Genomic DNA, 20,540 nt, shown 5'->3' with positions numbered 1-20,540 from the left:
CCCGTTTTCTGCTTGTCCGGCGCGGCCGGTTCCGTTTCTCTTGCATGGAGGGATCGAGTCGAGCGGGGTCGAGGTGTCTGCCGGACCGGGGACCGTCGTTTCTTCCTCCTCGACACCTCCCGAGACGGCCTTGGCGTCCCGGACCGCCGGAAACCGTGCTCCTCGGGGCGGGGGAGACGGGGACGGCTCCCGCGGGGCCACCGATCGTCCCGGTCCCTTCCGGGGCCGGTAGGCCGGACCGGCCCCCGTCGCCGGCCCCGGAGGGATGCCGACTGAACGGGAAGGGGGGACGGGCCTCCTGGCTCCCCGTCCCGGGTCGCGATGTTCCGACCGATCGAGGATGCCACCGTGTTCCAGCCGAGTCCTCCTCCCGACGGCCCTCGCCCTTCGCTCCCCGGCGATCCCGCCGAGGCCCCCCGCCCGGCCCCCGGGCGACGTCCCGGCTCCCGGGCCCCGGCGCTGCTGCTGGGGTGGCTTACCCTGATCGGCGTGCCCGCGATCGCCCGGCAGGCCACAACCCCCGACCCGACCGACCCTCGGCCCGTGGTCGACGCCAGAGGGCACAGCGGAGAGATCCGGGAGCTGCTCTTCCACCAGGACGACGAGGGGACGCTGCTGCTGCTCTCGGCGGGAGAGGACAAGGTGGTCCGCGTCTGGAATCTCACCGACGGCCGCCCCTCGCTCTCCCGAACGCTCCGCCCCCGGCTCTATCGCGGCCAGGCCGGGGCGATCTTCGCGATGGCCCGCTCGGCCCCCGACGACGACGGCCAGTCGCTGCTGGCCGTTGCCGGCTACGGCGTCCGGGCGAATCCGGGGGAGATCACCCTCTTCCGCTTCCCTGGCGTCGAGGATCCGGGGACCGGCGACGTCGTCACCGTCCTCCCGGAAGGCTACCGCAACCTCCGCATCTCCCCCGGAGGCCCGGCCGGCCATTTCAACCTTGTCAACGACTTGGAGTTCCTCCCCGGCAGCCGCCGCTTCCTCGCCTCCGCCAGCTCCGACGGCACGGTTCGCCTCTGGGATCTCCAGGATCTCCAGGCCCCGAAAACCTCGGTCGTTCTCCGGGACGACCGGGCGATCACCGATCCCCGGGACCTCCTCGAGGGAGATTCCCCGCACGTCGTCGAGATCGCCTTCAGCCCCGACGGGACCCGCCTGATCTCCTGCAGCTCCTTCGACGATTCCCGGGAACAGGTCGGGACCATCCGCCTCTGGGATGTCTCGGAGCCGACGAGGCCCCGGCTCATCCAGGCCGTTCGGAACCCCCAGCGATCGGGCCGATCCGGCGGGGCCTTCACCCAGCCCCACTGCCTGGCCTTCAGCCCCGACGGCCGATGGGCCTTCATCGGCCAGGAGAACGGGCTGCTGCTGCGGTTCGACGTGACCGACGCCGGCCTGGCCAACCGGGTCGTCTGCTCGACCGGCGCCGATCAGGGGCCGATCGAGGCCCTCTCCTGCGTCGAGGCCGAGGGCCTTCCGGGCCCCCGGCTTCTGACGAGCATCATCGAGGGGGACTTCCCGGATCAGTCGACCCTGCCCCCCCTGGACTGCCGCATCGAGCTCCGGGACGCCTCGGATCCCCTCGCCCCGGCCGTCGAGATCGGCCGGACCCGGGGCCGAGTCCGGGCCTGCGCCGTCACCCCCGATGGCCGATTCGCCGTCGTCGCCGGAGGCGACCGGCAGCGGATCACCCTCCTTCCTCTCGACCGCGCCGCCCCGGCCGAGGGGCCGGCGATCGACCGCCGCCCGATCACCCTCTCCGGCCTCGGCGGGGCCATCTGGGACCTGCGCTGGTCCGAAGACTCCGGCACGATCGCCTTTTCGAGGGCCCGCCCCGGCGCTCCCGGCGACTCTCCTCGGTACGAGGGCTTCCGCCTCGATGGCGACTTCGAGCGTGATCCCGATCGCCTCGGGCCGATCGAGCCCCGGGACGCCCCGAGGGGCCCGGTCGCGACCGCCCAGGGAGGCCGGCTCGTCGTCCGGCCGTTCAGTACCTACGTCGTGGCCGTCGGCCTCCCCGGGTTCGACCCCCGGAATCCCGACCCCTCCCGGTTGTGGGCCGCCATCCGGCTCGACCCGTCCCGAGACGGGCGCTGGTGGAGCTACAGCGTCCTGCCCGACCCGACCGGCAACCGGAGCGAGGTGATCGCCGTCGGCTGCGACTTCGGGGTCCGGATCTTCGGCATTCCCGAGCAAGGGGAGCAATGCCCCCGGCTCCGAGCCCTGGAGGGCCACAGCGGGCCGGTCCTCGCGATGGCCCCCTCGCCCGACGGCCGATGGCTGGCGACGGGCTCGGCCGACCAGACCATCCGCCTCTGGTCGCTCGCCGAGGCCGACCGCCCCCCTCCGCTCGGCGCCGGCCTCAGGTCGCTCTCCCCCGACGGGCGAAGCCTCCCCTGGAAGGTCGAATCCGTGGCGGCCGGCTCCTTCGCGGCGAAGGCGGGGCTCCGGCCGGGCGACCGCATCACGGTCGCCGGCCTCGGCGGCCGTCCCCTCGACGACGTCACCCGGGTCATCGAGGCGAAGGCCGGCGACCGCCTCGACTTCCAGGTCGAACGCGACGGCGAGGGGGCCGAGCCGGTGATCCTCCAGCTTGGCACCTCCAAGCGAGATCAGCCGGACCTGTCGATCTTCCCGGCCGAGGACGGCGAGTGGATCGCCTGGACCGAGCCGGGCTACTACCAGACCTCGATCGAGGGGGATTCCCGGTACCTCGTCTGGCACCGCAACCGATCCACCCAGGGCGGCAGGACCGACGCCGCTCCCTTCCGGGCCTACGAGGACCGATTCCGACGGCCCGCCGTCCTCACCCGGCTGATCCAGACCGCCAGCCTCCCCGACGCCTTGGGGCAGGCCCTCGTCCGCCCCTCCCCGCTCTTCAACGATCCGGGCGACGATCGCCCCCTCCAAACCCCTCCTCAGCCGGACGAGCCGAAACCGGAGGAGCCGAAGCCGGACGAGCCCAACCAGGTCCCGGTGGCGACCACGCCGCCGCCCTGGCCGGAGGTCTGGGTGGCTCCGATCATCGGGGGGGGATCCAGCCCGGTCCCGGATGCGGAGCTGGTCAGCCCGGATCCGGAACTCCGGCTTGAGCTGACGGTCGCTGCCCCCTCGACCCAGGACTTCGGGGCCGAGAGCCTGCCCATCCGCCGGGTCCGAGTCTTCGCCGACACGTACCTCGTCCAGGAAATCGAGGTCGGACCCGATGACCTGCCGCTGGAGCGGGTCGGGGAAGCCCAGGCGATCCCCGTCCCTCTGATCCCGGGCCGGCAGACGATCTGGGTCGAGCTCGAGGATCTCGAAGGGAACCGCACCCCGAGGGGACGGTCGTTCTCCGTCTCCTTCGAGCCCCGCACTCCCGACGAGCCGAGGGCCTGGGTCGTCAGCCTAGGAATCGAGCGCTTCGGCTCCTCCGCCTTCTCTCCCATCCGGTTCGCCGAGGACGACGCCCGGGAGGTCCTGAATTCGATCGCCGATCGATGCGCCTCCGACGGCTTCGAGGGTGATCGGATCCACCCGCTCCCCCTCCTCGTCGGCGAGGACGCCACGGCCGGGGGCCTCGCCAACGCGCTGTCCGGCATCCTGGAGTCCCCAAGCGGTCCCGGGCCGGCCCGGGGGGACTCGGTCTTCGTCTTCGTCAACTCCCACTTCATCGACTTCGGGGGCGACCGAGGCTCCCGGCTGCTCGGGGTCGACGCCGACGCCGGTGCCGACGAGGCCTCCGGAACCGGCATGATCGCCGCGGCCGAGTTGTCCCGGACGCTCGGCGAGATGGTGGCTCAGGGCTGCCGGGTCGTCCTCCTGCTCGACGCCGTTCACCCCGAGACGCCGCCGTCTCGCCGGCCGAACGCCCTGATGGAGTGGGTTCGCGACCTGATCGCCCGGCGCCGGGTTGTCGTCGTCCTCGCCTCCAACTCCGGGCCGAGCTTCTACGACGGCTCCTCCGGCCACGGCGTCTTCGCCCGGGGATTGCTCGCCCTGCTCGACGGAGAGACCGCCGACGCCCTTCCGTACCGCTACCAGGACGACGGCTCCCCCCCCATCCTCACGATCGGCGACCTCGCCGAACTCCTGCCGATCGCCGTCAAGGCGGAGAACGACCGGCAACAGGTCGGCATCTACCTGCCCGACCTCAACCCCAACAACCCCGCCTTCGGGCCGCCGACCCCTCCCGAAGCGGTCGAGGTCGCCGCCGGCGGGAGCGATTGATTCCAGGGCGACGGGATGACCGACCCTCGGGACCGGGACCGGGGAGCGGGTCGATCCTCCCGGTTGAAGTCGTCTCGACAGATCGCTGCGTCAGGGCGGAGCGGAATTCCGGCCGGTCGCGTCGAATGGGGGGAGGACGGCGCCTCGCCTCGATGCGATCGACTGGCGAGAGCGGGGGTTGCTGAGAACAGAGGGGCGTGATCAGTCGCCTCCGGTCAGGGAGGCAGGGGGTGTTCCCACGCGGAGCAAGGTGAACCCACCGTCGTTGAGGCCGATGGTCGGAGGGACGGCGGAGGCGTTGACCTCCGCCTGGGCCTCGGGGTCGTCGTCGGCGTCCGGGCGGCCGTCGATGCCGGTCCGCAGCGCGAGGTGAGGGAATCGATCGGCCAGCAGCGGCAAGGCCCAGTCGACGAAGTCGCGCAGCTCGTCGGTGGTGACATAGCCGTCGAACGGCGGGGAGTCGGCGTGGTCGCGCACCTCCAGCCGGGGGTCGCCGGTGGGGGGAAGGAAGGACGCTCCTCGGCCGACGGGCTTGCCCAGGCCCCGGAGCATCGCGTAGGTCAGCAGCCCGTGGCCCAGCTCGGCCGACTCTCCGGCCGGCACCCCCTGGCGGGAGGCGGCCAGGAAATACGAGGTCTTCGCCTCGAAGGCGGCGCCGTCGATCAGCTCCTGGATGCGGCGGATCGAGCGGTCGCTTCGGATCGCCTCGGCCTGGCAGGCGTCGATGACCACCACCCGCTGTAACGCTTCCAGCCCCAGCAGCTCGGAGTAGACGGCCGCGAAGGGTAGCAGGTCTTCCCGGTTGGCGGCGGCGACCTCAGCGGCCACCCCCGGATCGACTCCTCCGTCGCCGTCGGGAGCGGGGTCGGGGAAGGGGAACTCGGGAAGGATCAGGACGAACCTCCCCTCGTCCGCCGGGCCGATGGCGTCGGCGTGGCCGGCGAGGAAGAGGATGACCGTGTCCTGGGGGCGGCCCCGGACGGCTTCCCTCACGTCGTCGAAGGCGAGCCGGATCGCCTCCTCGGTCACTCGGTCGTCGGTCAGGACGTGGCAGCGGCCGATCGAGCCCCCAACCTCTGCTCCGCTCAGGCTGACGTACTGGGCGAACTGCTCGGCGTCCCGGGAGGCGAACCGCAGGGCTCGCTCCCGGGAGCGATAGTCCCCCACCCCGATGGCGACGACGTGCACCAGGCCCTCCTCGTCCGGGTCGGCGCCGCCGTAGACCAGCTCCAGCGGCTCGGAGTAGCCGTCGGGGGTGGCGGCCACCGGCTCCGTCGGATCGTCCTCCGCCGCGACCCCCGCCCGGAGCGACGGCCCGGCCATGGCGAGGAAGCGGTTCGGGCCGGAGTGCAGGTGGACCGTCGCGTGCCAGAGGGTCGGATCCTCGGGAGCCCGGCGCAGCCGGGGAGGATCGTCCGAGGCCGCCGGCTCCTCAGCGGTATCGGTCCGGGCCTGGAGCACGGGACGGCCGTCCTGGTACACCCGGACCACGCCTGGATCGGGCCGATCGAGCCGGATGGTCAGCTCGACCTCCCGGGAGAAGACGACCCGGTCGGCCGGCCCATCGATTGTCAACGCCGGCGGCTCGGCGATCGCCCCCGGCACCGCCGGCGGGTCGCCAGAAAGGAGCCTCCCCGCCAGGCCGACGACGCGATGAGTGCTCGGGTAGCCGGCCAGGGGGACCAGCCGGCCCGCCAGCCGCCAGAAGATCCGATCGGCTCCCCGAGGAGAGCAGTCGAAGAGGCCGTCGGGGGTATAGGAGACCCACTGGCCGGCCTCCTGGTCGGCCGAGAGGGTGCCCAGCAGGGTTGCCCCCCCCGTCGGCTGGGCCTCCCAGAACCGCACGAGGCAGTCTTCCCCGCCACTGACGAGGACGGGCCGGTTCCCCACGAACGCCAGCGCGTTGATTTGCTCCCCGTGGCTCGACTGCGGGCCGATCGCGAATGGTCCCGGCGCCACCGCGAACCCGAGCGCCGGCTCCGGCCCTCCTCCCAGCTCGATGACCCGGATCATCGGGTCGATCCGCCCCCCGGCGGCCAGCCATCGGCCGTCTCCGGAGAAGGCCAGCGCCTCGACCTCGTCCTCCAGCCTCGCCAGGGGGTCGTCCGGCGGGTCGAGCCAGGCCCCCTCCCGCCAGCGGAGCACCCGGCCGTCCCGGCAGCCGAGCGCGACCTCGACCGGCCCGCCTTCGCCGGAATCAGGCCGGATCCGCGCCGAGGTGATCGCGACCGCCGCTCCGCTCGGGTCGGTCGGAGGGGCGATCGCCGCTCGCTCGACGGGATCAGAGCCGTCGACGGGCAGGTCCCAGAGCCGGGCGCCGTCCCCTCCCGAGGTGAGCAGCAGCCGGCCGTCGGCCGAGAGGTCGACCGCCTCGATCGGGAACTGGCAACCCTCGAGCGAGGCCACCGGCCGGCCGGTCCCGGCGTCCCAGACCGAGGCGATGTTCCCGATCGGCGAGAAGGCGGCGATCCGGCTCCCGTCGGCCGAGGCGCAGAGCCCCTCGAACCAGGAGTTCTCCCGCGCCGAGCCGTCCTCCCCGAGCGGGGGGGCGAACCCCATCAGCAGGTCGCCGGTGCGGGCGTCGATGAGCTCGATCCGGGTCCGGATGCCGTCCTGGCGCGGGTCGGCCTTCCTCGCCAGCGCCAGCCTTGGCCCGCCGCCGTCGAGGGGAGGCAGCATGACCCCCGAGGTCCACGGGCCGGGCCGGATCCGGGGGCCCCGGCCGTCCCGGAGGTCCCAGCAGAGGGCCGGGCCGTCCTGGGTGACCTGGACCAGCCACCGACCGTCGGCCGAGGCGTGCACGGTGCGGATCTGGCCCCGACGGGGGGGCTGGTCGCGCAGGGGATTCGGGTCGGGCCTCCCCGATCTGGGCAGCTCCCAGCGCCTCAGGCCGCCGAGGGAATCACCGACGGCTAGCTTCGAGCCGTCGGGCGAGAAGGCAAGCGTCCAGGGGGCGCCGGGCCGGTCGTCGTCCACCTCCAGGGGGACCGGCTCCAGATCCGGGCCGTCGAGCCGCCAGAGCAGCGGGGGGGCCGGGGCGTGGCTCCTCGACCTCGGGCAGGCCGCCAGCCACGACCCGTCCGGCGAGCATTCCAGCGCCACCACTGGCCGATCGATCGTCGTCGCCGGCCGCTCCGAAGGCTCCTCCCCCCTCAGGTCGAACAGCCTCAGCTTGGTCCCCGAGGCAACCGCCACCCAGCCCCCCGCCGCCACCGCCAGGCGGTCGGGACGGCTCCCCAGGTCGACCCGGAGCCGCTCGGACCAGCCCTTCGTCTCGACGACCACCAGCGTGCCCGAGCTGTCGGCCGCCGCCAGCAGGTCGCCGGCCGCGTCGGCGTTCTCGGCGTCGATGCGGCGATCGTACCCGTCGAACACCGAGATCGGGGGGCCGTCGCCGACGGCCAGGGGGCGTCCCTGCCGGTCGAAGACCAGGATCGACCGAGCGTCCGAGTCGGCCAGGGCGAACCCCCAGCCGGACCCCTCCGGCGCCGGGATCAGGGCCGAACAGGCCCGGGAGATCTGCTCGCCGGGGCCTCCCAGGTCGTCCAGCGACCGGACGAAGGCGCGGGCCTCGCCGGTCCGGTCGTCGTTGAAGACGACAGCCACGCGGTCCCCCTCGTGATCGTCCGAGGGCCCGGGAGGCAGGATCGCCAGCGCCTCGACGGCCCCTCCCAGATTCGGGGGGGTGAACCCAAGGTTGCTCGGCCGATCCGACAGGTCGAAGGCGCGGAGGTAGCCCTCGCCGTCGCCGACGAGCAGGAGCCCCTTGTCCCGGGACCGGACGTCCATCGCCCGGACGCCTCCGGTGGCTCCCGAGATCGTCCGAAGGACCCGGTCCCCCCGCTCGTCCCAGATCTTGACCGAGGATTCCCGATCCGCGGCCGAGATCAGCCACGAGCCATCGGCCGAGAAGCGCAGGTCGGTCAGGGCCGTGCCATGCCCCTGGGAGAGGACCAGCTCCCTCGGGCCGTCGGGAAGGCGACGCTCCAGCTCTCCGGGCCGGATCTTCAGACCGGCCGGCATCCCCCCCTGAACCCGGAACCCCTGGGCGATGAGGGCCGGGTCGGCGAGCATCCGGGAGAGGCACTCATGCACGGAGCCGCCGGGGCCGATCGCGTCGAGGCCGCCGAGCAGCGCCTCGGTGAAGGGGCTGTGCCGGCCGGACTCGGGGGGACCGGCCGCCGGCTGGCCGTCGGCCGCCAGCCAGGCCGAGACGCCCGGCCACCGGGTCAGGTCGGCCAGCCAGGGCAGGCTCGACGAGGGGGAGAACCCGGGCTCCCCCTCGTCGTCGGCTCCCGGCTCGGGGGCGCCCCGGCCGGAGAGCGAGGTGTCGAGCCAGCAGAGGATCGGGTTGTCTTGCCGGGCCGCCAGCACCCCGATCGCCTCGTCCAGGCGGAACCCGGTCGTGTCGAGGTCGTCCGGCCGGGCGTCATTCGGGAGGACGACGAAGCGGGACGCCTCCCAAGGCCTGGCGTCGGGACCGGCCTTGATCTCGGCCGACCGGCCGGCGAAGTAGACGACCGCCAGGTCCTCGGGGCCGGCTCGATCGGGCAGCCAGTGCCGCAGGGCCCAGTCCAGGTTCGCCCGGGACGGCCGGTAGCCTCCGGGATCAGGAGCCTCCCGGACATTGACGAACTCGGCCCCGCTCTCGACCAGCAGCGCCACGTTCTCCGCAGGCCAGCCGGCCCGATCCACCAGCCAGTCCCGGACCGCCTCCGCGTCGGCCGACGCCCCCGGGCAGTCCGGCAGGGCGTCGCCGTAGAACTCCACCCCGATCACCACCGCCCAGAGCTGAGGCGGGCGATCGGGGTTGGATTCCTCCTCCTCCGTCGGATCTCCCGGCGCACCGGGGCCGGCGACCTCCCCGGGTTCGGCCTCCTCGCCCCCCGGGCCGGGCTTCGGGAGGAGGCGATTCCAGGCAACCCAGCCGACCCCGGCGACGACGACCGCGACGAGCCCCAGCAGCAAGCCTCGCCAGGGGAATCCGGATCGCATGGCTGGCCCTCCTCTCGGGGAGTCGCGGTGCTCGGCCTCACCCCGAACCGTGACGGATGACCCGCCTCAGGTCCGGGGAGGCCGGGATCAGTCCTCCGGGTCGACCCGAGGCGACCCTGCCCGCCCCGGCTGAGCCTCGGCGACCGAGACGGCCTCGGCCCCTCCCCCGGCCCGATCCTCCCGGAGTTCGAGCACGACCCGGAAGCCGATGTCGACCGCCCCCTCCCGGAAGATCGCGGCCCGGGCCTCTTCCGGAAGCCTCCGCTCGCTCGGGCGGAGCCCCCGGGGCCGGGTCACCCGGAACTCGGACCCGAAGCCCAGGAAGGAGCTGCCACGAATCACGAACTCAAGGGATCCGGCCGGGAGCGAGTCGATCTCGGGGACCTCGCCCCCCGGGTTGACGACCGGCTCGGATCGCTCCGAATACCGTTGGTAAGGGTCCCGGCACCATTCTCGGAGGTTCCCCGTCAGGGCGTAAACCTCCTGTTCCGAGCGATCCCGGCCGAAGCGATCGGGAAGCTCGACGTTGACCCGGCCGAGCAAGGCGGCCCGGTCGACCGCGGCGATCCTCCGGGTGGGATGTTCCTCCTGATCACTCCAGACGTATCTCGGGCGAAGGCCCCGGGAGCTGGCGGCGAATTCCCATTGCGCCTCGGTGGGCAGCCGGCCGCCGACCCGGCGGGCGAAGCGGTCGGCGAACCGGATCGGCACCCCCGCGGCCGGGTAGCGCTCGAACCCGTCGGGGAACTCCCTCTTAATGTCGTCCCGGGCCTTACGATACGAGGCCATGGCCTCGTCGGCGATCTCCTCGGGAGAGAGGACGCGCTCGATCTCTCCGATCGTCACCTCGTACTTCTGGATGTAGTAGCCCGAGAGGAGCACGGGGAAGGCCGGGGAGTCCTCCCCCGAGCCGTCGGGGTCTCCCATCAGGAAGGGGGTGTCCCCGGTACCGGGAATGTACCGGAACTCGACCTGATCGGCGTCCCGGACGAGGGCCAGCGGCAGGCCGTCCTCGTGCCGGCCCGCCGACGGCAGCGGAGAGTAGCCCTCCGGCCAGGAGGGCATCTCCCGTTCCCAGGGCCGGTTCCCGGAGAGCCCGAGGTAGGAGGCCGTCCCGACCAGGGCGAGGAGCACGACCCCGAGGACCGGCCGGCGAAGCGCCGGGCGCCGGGGCTCCGGCCGGGGAGCCGGCGGCTCGACCGCCGACGAGCCGGGGGGCCCCGAGACGATCGGTTCCGACCTGGCGTCGCCCGCTCCGAGGGGCCGGGGGCCACCGGAAGAGCGGGGCCGGGCGTGGTCGGGCCGGGTTTCCGCCTCGGCCTCGAGGCCCGGGGAGGGAGCGATCAGCGGGCCGAGCGGCGTTTCGACCGACGGGTGGAAGCGCTCCACGCTGTTGGAGGAGGAGCCCGGAGCCAAGGGCAGGGGGGGCTCGCCGGAGAGGGTCCGGACGGCCGTCTCCGGCGCGGCCGACTCCCAGGAGTCGGCCGAGGAAAACGCCCTCGGGCCGCCGAGGCCGGAGCCCGAGCCGGGGCCCCAGGTCGAGACGCTCGACGGCTGGAACTCCGGCGGCAGGGCCTGGAGGAACGCGGTGTAGAGCTGCTGAGCCGACGCGGGCCGGTCCGCCGGGTCCTTGGCCAGGCAGGAGAGCACCACCGCCTCGACCGCCTCCGGCACCGACACGTTCGGCGCCCGTTCCCGGAACCGAGGAGCCGGGGTGTTCACGTGGTGGAGCATCTGCTGACTGGCCGAGCCCCCGAACGGCCGGGTGCCGGCCAGCAGCTCGTAGAGGATCACCCCGACGGAATACAGGTCGCTGCGGCCGTCGACCCTGGCCCCCCGGAGCTGCTCGGGGGAGGCGTAGTACGGGGTCCCCAGGAAGTGGTCGGTGCCGGTCAGCGCGTGCTCCTCGGGCCGGTCGAGCACCTTGGCGATGCCGAAGTCGAGCACCTTCAGATCGCTGTCCGGCGGCTCCCCGGTGACGATCATCAGGTTCGACGGCTTGAGGTCCCGATGCACGATCTGCCTGGAGTGGGCCTTGTGCAGCACCGAGCAGAGCTGCTTCAGCAGCCGGCCGACGCGGTCCAGCCCCCGGGGGCCGGGGTGGGCCTCCAGCTCTTGCAGCAGGCTGAGGCCGGGCACGTACTCCATCAGGATGTAGGCCGCCTCCGCGCCGATCTGGGCGTCGTGCACGGCCACGGCGTTCGGATGGGAGAACTTGGCCATCACCCGGGCTTCCTGGCGGAATCGCTCGCGGACCTGGTGGTCGAAGGCGATGGCCGGGGTGATCAGCTTCAGGGCGTGGGCGACGTCGAGCACCCGCTGGTAGACGAGCCAGACCTCCCCCATCCCCCCCTTGCCCAGCGGTCGGACGACCTCGTAGCGGTCGTTGAGGATCAACTGGCCGGGCTCGAGCCGGGGGGGCAGGGCGATCGCCTCGCCGGACCGGGAGGAGCGCAGGCCGGGAGGGGTGATGCCCCCCTCAGAGGCGCCGGAGGGCTCGAAGGGCCGCTCCGAGGTTCGGCCGGGGTCGGTCTCGATCGAGGAGTCTCCCCCCGAGGCGACCTGTGCGGCCCCCTCCCTCGGGTCGGCCCACGGGAGCGAGGAGGGGGCGGGGCCGGAGGGGAGGGGGTCATGCGGGTTCGGGTCGGGGCGATGGCGCGGGTCTCCCGGCATAGCCAACTCGCTGGGGCTCAGGACTCGGGGTCCGGCGGGGACAAAGCTCCCCGGCCGCGATGCGAGCCGATCTCCGCCGACACCAACAGCCTCCGACGCGGCGGCTCGCTCCGCCCCGGGTCCGCTTCTCACAAACAACTCACGTCAGGACCGCCCACGTCTCCCCCCGAGGGGGCCGCTCGAGCCGTCGGATCGGCTCCATCGCCTCATCGTACCACCGCCGATCCCGGGCCCGCCAAGGGAATCCCCCGGATCGTCGCGACGGGTCCCCGGGATCGCAGGGGGCGAACCAGTTGATTCCGTCGCCAGGGGTTTGACCGGGCCCGTCGCTCGGGCTTACGATTCCCGACGGCGGAAACCCATCTTCCAACCATTCCGACGAGCCCCGCGGCCGTCGCCCGACACGTCCCGTCCCGCGGCCGGCCGCCCGACTCGCAACAGGGGGCCAATCGCCATGCCTCTCTTCGAGGTGGAAACCACGTCACATATCATGATCGCCTGCGTCAACGGCGAGCAAGACGCCCGCGCCTTCGCCGAACGGAACTACCCGGGCGAGGAGGTCTTGCGCGTCACCCATCGGCCGAGGGACGCCTGGGTGATCTCCAAGCGGCTGCTGGGCATCGAGGGTGGGATCGACCCGTGTACCAAGGCCCGAGAGTGCCTGGCCAGCGCTCGGGGCGACAAGCTGCACGCCATGCGGCTGTACATGCAGCAGACCGGCACCGATCTGGACCAGGCGCGGAAGGTGATCGAGTCGAACATGTCGCTCGGCTGGTGAGGAGCCCGGCCCGCTCCCGGCCGCCTCGCGTCGGGGCGAGGCGGCCGAGTCGGGCCGATTCCCTGACCCGCAGGCCCGGGTCTGGTAGACTGGAGCGCGGCGCGGCGGATGCATGGGTCGGCACCTCGCCCGCACCGATCCGCGCCGGCCCGGCGCCCGAGGAGGGAGCTTCGCCATGAACCGAGACATCGTCACCTGCCTGATCCTGGGCGGCGGCCGGGGAACCCGCCTCTTCCCGCTCACCGCCCAGCGGAGCAAGCCGGCCGTGCCCATCGCCGGCAAGTACCGGCTGATCGACATTCCGATCTCCAACTGCATCTACTCCGGCCTGAACCGGATGTACGTGCTCACGCAGTTCAACAGCCTGAGCCTCCACCGGCACATCACCAACACCTACAAGTTCGACGCCTTCGGCGGCGGCTTCGTCGAGATCCTGGCCGCCCAGCAGACGATGGAGAACCAGGAGTGGTATCAGGGGACGGCCGACGCCGTCCGCCAGAACCTCTCCCTGCTGGAGCACGACCCGGCCGACCTAATCCTGATCCTCTCGGGCGACCAGCTCTACCGGATGGACTTCCGGGACATGATCCGGGTCCACCGCGAGACCCGGGCCACCGCCACCATCGCCGCCCTGCCGGTCGACGAGCAGGAGGCCACCGCCTGCGGCATCATGCAGATCCAGCCCGACGGCCAGGTGCACAACTTCGTCGAGAAGCCCAAGACCCGGGAGGCGCTGGACGCCGTCCGCACCGAGCCGGAGGCGCTGGAGCGGATCGGCCTGGCGGCCGGCAGCCGCCCCTACCTGGCGAGCATGGGCATCTACCTGTTCGACCGCCAGGTGCTCATCGACCTGCTCTCCCGGATCGAGGCCGACGACTTCGGCAAGGGCGTCTTCCCCGCGGCCATCGCCGACCCCAGTTGCCGCGTGCAGATTTACCCGTTCGACGGCTACTGGGAGGACATCGGCACCATCGGCGCCTTCCACCGGGCCAACATCGAACTGACCCGCACCGACGCCCCGTTCGACTTCGCCGCGAACAACCAGAACATCTACACCCGCCCGCGCCACCTGTCCCCCTCGAAGATCACCGGGGCGACCCTCACCGACGTGCTGATCGCCGACGGGGCGGCCATCGGCAAGGGGTGCGTGCTGGAACGGTCGGTCATCGGCCTGCGCTCCCAGATCGGCGCGGGGGTGACGATCCGGAATTCCTACGTCATGGGAGCCGACGTCTTCGAGGGAGAGAAACGGATCCGGGAGAACCAGCGCGAGGGCCGGCCGAACATCGGCGTGGGGGACGGCTCGGTGATCGAGAACGCGATCATCGACAAGAACGCCCGGATCGGCCGCGGGGTGAAGATCCTCAACCGGGACCGCGTGCAGGAGTCGGACGACCACGGGCTGTTCGTCATCCGGGACGGGGTCGTGGTCGTGCCGAAGTTCGCCATCATCCCGGACGGGACCGAGATCTAGGCTTCCCGGGCGGGCCCCGGCCCGCGGCCGGCGCCGGCCGACCCGCGGTTGTGCGGGACGGCCGGTTTGGTAAGATCGAGGACCAGCCCGTCCCGCCCCCGAGGAGCGCCCGTGGCCACCGGAACCCAGACGACCGGCGAAGATCGGATCGGCAACTACCGCATCGTCCGCGTCCTCCAGATGGGCCAGAACTCCATGATCATGGAGGTCGTCCAGGAGGGGACCGGTCGGCGATTCGCCCTGAAGGAGCTGCTGGAGAGCCGAGCCCAGGACGCCGAGGAGCGACGGGCCCTGGCCTTCGAGGCCAAGCTCGGCCAACAGTTCACCCATCCCAACCTGATCCGGGTCCACGAGTACGTCAACGCCAAGCCCTCCCCCTACTTCGTGATGGACTACTTCCCGGGCATGACGCTGCGGCTGGTCATCGGCAAGCCCCAGGACCACGCCCTGCCCGCCGGCCGGCCCCATGCGGTGCTCCGCCAGACCGCCGAGGCCCTGGCCTACATGCACGAGAAGGGCTGGGCCCACCGCGACGTCAAGCCGGAGAACATTCTGGTCAACCGCTCGGGGGAGGTCCGCGTCATCGACTACGCCCTGGCCAAGAAGATCCCCACCGGCCTGGGCAAGCTCTTCGCCGGCAAGCCCCCCCGCGAGGGGACCTACAGCTACATCTCCCCCGACGTCATCCGCCGCCTCCCCCCCTCCGCCGCCGCCGACATCTATAGCTTCGGCATCACCTGCTACGAACTGGCCACCGGCCGCCAGCCCTTCCGGGCCAACTCCCCCATGGAGCTGCTCAACAAGCACATGAAGGAGAAGCCCGTTCCCCCCACCTCGCACAACAAGGCCATCACCAAGGAATTCTCCGACCTCGTCCTCAAGATGCTCGCCAAGCGGCCCGACGACCGCATCAAGGACCTTCGCGAGTTCCTCGCCGCCTTCAATCGTATGAAAATCTACAAAGACGACCCGGATCCAATGGCGGATCGGATGTCGATGTGAGGGGGATCGGCTCGCCCGTCGCGGCCGGTTTGGGGATTCCCGGGCGGCGCCCGCCGCCCGCCGTCGGGCGACAGCCGCCCAGCGATCGTCATCAGCCTTCCATCATCTGCCATCCGCGCCGGCATCCCGGCGAGCGGCCCGCGCCAGGAGGAGGCGGCCGACCATGCCCCCCGCGACCAACCCCAACACCAACACCAAACCGGCCAACCAGTACCGCCTCCCCTTCGAGGCTCCCATCTTTGAGATGGAGGCCCGCCTGCTGGAACTCGAAGCCCGGCAGGCCCAGGCCAAGGGAGCCGATGGCGCCGCCGGGCTGACCGACCAGATCAAGACCGTCCGCCGCGAACTGGTCGGCCTGAAACGGGCCATCTTCGCCAACCTCTCCCCCTGGGAAACCGTCCAGGTCTCCCGCCATCAGCTCCGGCCCCAGTCCCGAGACTACCTAGAGCTGATCTTCGACCAGTTCCTCGAACTCCACGGCGACCGCGCCGTCGGCGACGACCCGGCCATCGTGACCGGCTTCGCCCACCTCGGCGAGCAGAAGGTCATGTTCGTCGGCCACCAGAAGGGCCGAGACCTGGCCGAACGCACCGCCTGCAACTTCGGCTGCGCCCACCCCGAGGGATACCGCAAGGCCCTCCGCGCCATGAAGCTCGCCGCCCGGCACCGGCTGCCGATCATCTGCCTGATCGACACCCCCGGCGCCTACCCCGGCATCCAGGCCGAGGAACGCGGCCAGGCCGCCATCATCGCCGAGAACCTGATGGCCATGAGCCAGCTGCAAACCCCCATCGTCTGCGTCGTCATCGGCGAGGGGGGCTCGGGCGGTGCCCTGGGAATCGGCATCGGCGACCGCGTCGGGATGCTCGAGCACTCCTACTACTCCGTCATCAGCCCCGAAGGCTGCGCCACAATCCTCTGGAAGACCGCCGACCGGAAAGACCGCGCCGCCGAGGCCCTGAAGATGACCGCGAAGGACCTCCTCCGCTTCGGGATCATCGATGAGATCATCGAGGAACCCCCCGGCGGCGCCCATCGCGACCCCCGGGGAGCCGCCGTCGCCCTGAAGGGGTTCCTCTCCCGGTCGCTCCGCAAGATCGCCGAGATCCCCGCCGACCAGCTCCTGGAGCACCGCTACCAGAAGTTCCGCCGCATCGGCGCGTTCTTTGAGGACCCTCCCGCCGAGTGCGTCCCCCCTGACTCCCCCGGGACCGAGGCCAGGGCCGACTCCGACCCCGTCACCCCGCCGGCCAACGGCGCCCCCAGCCCCTCCTGATCGCCCGGAACACCCGGCCGGCACGCTGGTCGGCGAACGCGGGGAATTCGCCGCTTCTCCTGACGAGGAACGGACTTCCACCCGGGTTCCATCCCCGGCATTGGGTTCGTTCCGCGCCCCGGGTCGCCGTCCGATCGCCTTGGCTTCGACCAACGACCCCGGCAGCGGCGGGCCTCGGCGACGGCCGCGACGGGAACGCCCCGGTGCGCCTCGGGTGCGCTGCCGTCCGGTCGGCGGGAGTGGACGCTTCTCCTTTTTCCGGAACGACTTGCGGGAGAGGATGGTCCGCCCGATTGGGTTCGTTCCGCGCCGGGACGACCGGACTCCGGATGGTCGCATTCCCCTTGACCTCGCCGCCCGGACGCCGAGGGGTTCTCTGGTTCCAATCTTGTGATGGTTCCTTGAGAGCGTGCGTCATTCCTTGCGGGGAGGCTCTCGGGGAGAAGCCCCCCGGACGACGGGTGGTCCGGGCCGAGGGGGGCGGGGGCGGGACGATCTCGGGGACGGGGGGTGATCGGGTCGGGGATCGCCCCCGGCCCCGGCCTCCCTTCCCCGGCGCGCTCTTTGGCCGGGAACGCTGCAGAATCCGCTGTGCTTCGGGATGCCAAGGATCGGCAGGAGGGCGGGGCCCGTCGGGTCTCGGAGGGGAGCGGCCCGACATCAGGATGATCGGGGAGGGCGGGGCCCGTCGGGCACAATTCTCGCCGGGAGTCGGCCGGGAGGGGGAGCCGCTGATACAATGGAGCCGCCCGGGGGGCATCGGAATCGGTGAGGGGGCGGATCGAGGGCGGGCCAGGGACGATCGGCGATGAACGGATCGGGGGAGGGAGCGGTCGAGGCGGAGGTCGAGGAGCTGGTCCGGGCCTCAAGGGAGTTCCGGGAGGGGAGGATCGACCGGAAGGCGCTGCGGAGGATCGTCGAGGGCTGGGCGGCGAGGGTCGAGCGGCAAGCGGGCCGGTCGGGGGAGGATCCGGACGGGACGATCGCGCTGCCGAGGGCGGGTCCGGCTCCGGACCACATCCCGGCTGGGCCAAGGGAAGGATCGTCTCCGTCCGGGACGGTGGAGGGGGAGGAGACTCGGGGAGGCGGGGCTCGGTTCGAGGTGGTTGGCGAGCTGGCAGGGGGGGGGCTCGGGGTCGTCTACCGGGCGATCGACGCGGAGCTGGGCCGGGAGGTGGCGCTGAAGCAGATCCGGCCCGAGCGGGCCGACGACCCGGAGAGCCGGGCCCGGTTCGAGCGGGAAGGGATGATCACCGGGGCGTTGGAGCACCCGGGGATTGTCCCCGTTTACGGCCGGGGGCGGTTCGAGGACGGCCGGCCGTTCTTCGCGATGAGGTTGGTGCGGGGTCGGAGCCTCCGCGAGGCGATCTCGGAATTCCACCGGGAGGGGAGTCGCCCCGGCTCGGGGGGGGAGGCGACGCTCCGGGCGCTGGTCAGCCGGCTGGCGCAGGCCTGCCTGGCGGTCGAATACGCCCACAGCCGGGGGGTGGTGCACCGGGACCTGAAACCGGAGAACATCCTGCTGGGGCCCTTCGGCGAGACGCTGGTGGTGGACTGGGGGTTGGCGAGGGCGACGGGGGAGGAGGAGGCCGGCCCTCCTCGGGTCCCCTCGCCCGTCTCCCCGCTCCGTGAGGGCCGAGCGCCGGGAGGGGAGCCGATCGTCCTGGCCGAGCAGGGAGGGGAGGGGACCGGCACGGTGGCGTGGGGGGCGCCGGGGATCGGCCCGAGCCGGACCGAGGGGGAATCGCCCTGGGAAACCCGGGCGGGGCACGTCCGGGGGACGATCGGCTACATGAGCCCGGAGCAGGCCAGGGGGGAGCACGACCGGGTCGGGCCGAGGAGCGACGTGTTTGGATTGGGGGCGTCGCTGTACTGCCTGCTCGCGGGCCGTCCGCCGGTTGTTGGCGGAGACGGCATGGTCGCGTCGCTGGCCAGGGCGATTCGGGGGGAGTATGAGCCCCCGGGGGCGGTGCGGGAGGGAGTCGACCCCGAGCTGGAGCGGATCTGCCTCAGGGCGATCGACCCGGATCCCGACCGCCGCTTCCCCTCCGCCCGGGCGCTGGCCGAGGCGCTCGACGAGTGGCTGGCCGAGGAGCGGGCCCGGACGGCCCGGGCGCTGTTCTCCTCGGCGCTGGAGGCGTATGGGACGCTGGTGACGACGGTGGAGGACCGGCTCGGCACGCTGCCGGCGGCGAGGGAGGCCCGCGAGGAGCTGCTCTCGACGGCCGTCAGCGGGCTGGAGGGGCTGATCGAGCACGCCGAGCGCGGGCAGTCGGCCGAGGTGGAGCGGGCGCTGGCGGAGGCCCACCGGCAGCTCGGAGAGATTGCGCTGCGGCTGGGGCGATCGGCCGAGGCGGGGAGGCACCTCGAGCGGAGCCTCTCGGCCTTCGAGGCGCTGGTCGGCTCGGGGAGGCCCGAGCCGGGGGACCGGAGGGGGCTGTCGGTGGTGCTCGGCCGGCTCGGAGACGTCTGCCGGCGTCGGGGGGACGCCGCCGGGGCGAGACACTACTACCGGCGCGGCCTGGCGGCGGCCCGAGCCCTGGCGGCGGTGGAGCCCCGAAGCGGCCGGGCCCAGCGGGGGCTGGCGATCGCTTACGGCAAACTCGGCGACCTGGCCAGGCAATCCGGCGACGCGCACCGGGCTCGGTCCTACCTGAAGCGGAGCCTGGCCATTGCCGATGTGCTGGCGAGGATCGCCCCGGAGTCGGCCGAGGCGATGCGCGGGGTGGCCATGGCGCTGGACAAGCTGGGGGACGTGGAGCGGCAGCTCGGCGACCTGGAGTCCGCCCGGGGCTATTACCGGAGGGCCGTCTCGGTGGCCGAGGCGATGGCCGGGGCGAGGCCGGACGACCCCGGGGCTCGGCGGAGCCTGATCATTTCGGGCAACAAGCTGGGAGCGCTGCTCCGCCTGGCCGGCGACCTGGACGGAGCCCGGGCCGTCTTCGGCCGGTCGATGGCCCTGGCCGAGGCCCAGGCTCGGGACGATCCGCGGGACGTGGACGCCCGACGCGACCTGGCGATCTGCTGCGACCGCCTGGGGGACGTCTGCCGACGCTCGGGGGATCTGCCGGAGGCCGAGCGGTACTACGCCCGGGGCCTGGAGCTGGCCCGATCGCTGCTGGAGGCCGACCCGGACAGCGCGCTGGCCAGACGAGGCATGTCGATCGCGCTGAACAAGCTCGCGGAGCTGCACCGCCTCTCCGACGACCCGGAAGAGGCCGACCGGCTGCACCGCGAGGCCCTCTGCCTGGCCGAGTCGCTGGCCGACGCCTCGCCGGACGACGCTCAGGCGCAGCTCGACGTGGCCTACATTTGCCGACGGCTTGGGGGGCTTCGCGCCTCGGCCGGCGACAGCGACGGGGCCCGGTCCTGGTTCGACCGCGCGCTGGCCCGGCTGCGGCCGCTGGCGGCTCGAGACTGCCTGCCTCCAGCCTTCGAGAGGTGGATCGAGGCGCTGGAGGGCCCGGTCCCGGGGACGGGACAAGCCGGCCGAATCACTCCAGGAGGATCCCCGGAAACGGACCGGGAGACGCCGGCCGAACCGTAACCTAGGATCGAAAGGTGGGTCTTGGGTCTTCGGCCGTCGGAGTCGGGATGCGATGCCGGATCGTCGTTCGAACGAACCAGAGCCGGAAGTGTTTGACCGGTTGCAGCGGCTTGCGATGCACGAGCGCCGCCGCCGCTGGGACAGCACGCTGCTCGCCCTGACCTCCAACCCCGCCGACGCCGACCGCCTGGGGTCGGCCTCGATGCCGACCGACCTGGTTAGCGAGCGGTTCGAGTCGCTGGAGCTTCAGATCGCGGCGCTGGCCCGAGAACTGCGTCGGATCGAACGTCGGGCCGGCATGATCGCCCTGCGCGCCCGACTGGCGGTGGTCCTCGGCCTGCTCGCCGCGATCGCCTGCATGGGGCTGTGGACGGGGACGCTCAGCGCCTGGTTTCTGAAGATCTCGAATTAATCAACCGACGACGATCCGGAGCGGGTGCCCGACCTCCCCCGTTATCCTGATTCATCGACCGACTCGACCCGCGTCCAACCCGATCCGCGGGAATCGGCCTCTCCCCCCGAACCCTCCCACCCCCTCCCTCGACGCATTGCAACCCTCTCCGATCCCCCCCCCGCCCCCCCCCCG

9 protein-coding genes are annotated in these 20,540 nt (G+C 72.3%); 7 read left to right on the top strand and 2 right to left on the bottom strand.

Annotation, left to right across the window (positions count from 1 at the left end; translation table 11 throughout):
• Window positions 1–348 precede the first annotated feature (348 nt).
• On the top strand, window positions 349–4,209 hold the full coding sequence (locus TsocGM_RS19805) for a WD40 repeat domain-containing protein (protein ID WP_158633642.1): 3,861 nt from the start codon (window positions 349–351) through the stop codon (window positions 4,207–4,209).
• A gap of 201 nt (window positions 4,210–4,410) precedes the next feature.
• Here TsocGM_RS19805 and TsocGM_RS19800 read toward each other — a convergent pair whose 3' ends face one another.
• Both TsocGM_RS19800 and TsocGM_RS19795 read right to left on the bottom strand, forming a co-directional pair.
• Window positions 4,411–9,204 carry a caspase family protein gene (locus TsocGM_RS19800; protein ID WP_126727198.1) on the bottom strand — a complete coding sequence of 1,598 codons (4,794 nt, stop codon included), beginning with the start codon at window positions 9,202–9,204 and terminating at the stop codon, window positions 4,411–4,413.
• An 87-nt stretch (window positions 9,205–9,291) separates the two neighbouring features.
• Window positions 9,292–11,877, bottom strand: coding sequence for a bifunctional serine/threonine-protein kinase/formylglycine-generating enzyme family protein (locus TsocGM_RS19795; protein ID WP_126727197.1), 2,586 nt, complete (start codon window positions 11,875–11,877; stop codon window positions 9,292–9,294).
• Between the two features lie 454 nt (window positions 11,878–12,331).
• Between TsocGM_RS19795 and TsocGM_RS19790 the strand changes: the two genes are divergently transcribed.
• From TsocGM_RS19790 to TsocGM_RS19765, 6 genes are all read left to right on the top strand, one after another.
• Window positions 12,332–12,655 (top strand): DUF6793 family protein, encoded by a 324-nt coding sequence (locus tag TsocGM_RS19790; RefSeq protein ID WP_126727196.1) that lies wholly within the window; start codon window positions 12,332–12,334, stop codon window positions 12,653–12,655.
• A 175-nt stretch (window positions 12,656–12,830) separates the two neighbouring features.
• Entirely contained in the window at window positions 12,831–14,129 is a 1,299-nt protein-coding gene (locus TsocGM_RS19785; protein ID WP_126727195.1) for a glucose-1-phosphate adenylyltransferase, read from the top strand.
• A 111-nt stretch (window positions 14,130–14,240) separates the two neighbouring features.
• Window positions 14,241–15,131 (top strand): serine/threonine protein kinase, encoded by an 891-nt coding sequence (locus TsocGM_RS19780; protein ID WP_233579049.1) that lies wholly within the window; start codon window positions 14,241–14,243, stop codon window positions 15,129–15,131.
• 163 nt (window positions 15,132–15,294) lie between these two features.
• On the top strand, window positions 15,295–16,407 hold the full coding sequence (locus TsocGM_RS19775; protein ID WP_126727194.1) for an acetyl-CoA carboxylase carboxyltransferase subunit alpha: 1,113 nt from the start codon (window positions 15,295–15,297) through the stop codon (window positions 16,405–16,407).
• An 808-nt stretch (window positions 16,408–17,215) separates the two neighbouring features.
• Window positions 17,216–19,954 carry a serine/threonine-protein kinase gene (locus TsocGM_RS19770; protein WP_126727193.1) on the top strand — a complete coding sequence of 913 codons (2,739 nt, stop codon included), beginning with the start codon at window positions 17,216–17,218 and terminating at the stop codon, window positions 19,952–19,954.
• A gap of 52 nt (window positions 19,955–20,006) precedes the next feature.
• Window positions 20,007–20,366: a hypothetical protein gene (locus tag TsocGM_RS19765; RefSeq protein ID WP_126727192.1), complete on the top strand. Its 360-nt coding sequence runs from the start codon at window positions 20,007–20,009 to the stop codon at window positions 20,364–20,366.
• The last annotated feature ends 174 nt before the right edge of the window (window positions 20,367–20,540 follow it).

The sequence above is a fragment of the Tautonia sociabilis genome, from assembly GCF_003977685.1.
Taxonomy (GTDB): domain Bacteria; phylum Planctomycetota; class Planctomycetia; order Isosphaerales; family Isosphaeraceae; genus Tautonia; species Tautonia sociabilis.
The sequence above is the reverse complement of the archived record's forward strand: the minus strand, read 5'-3'. Positions and strand labels throughout refer to the sequence as shown.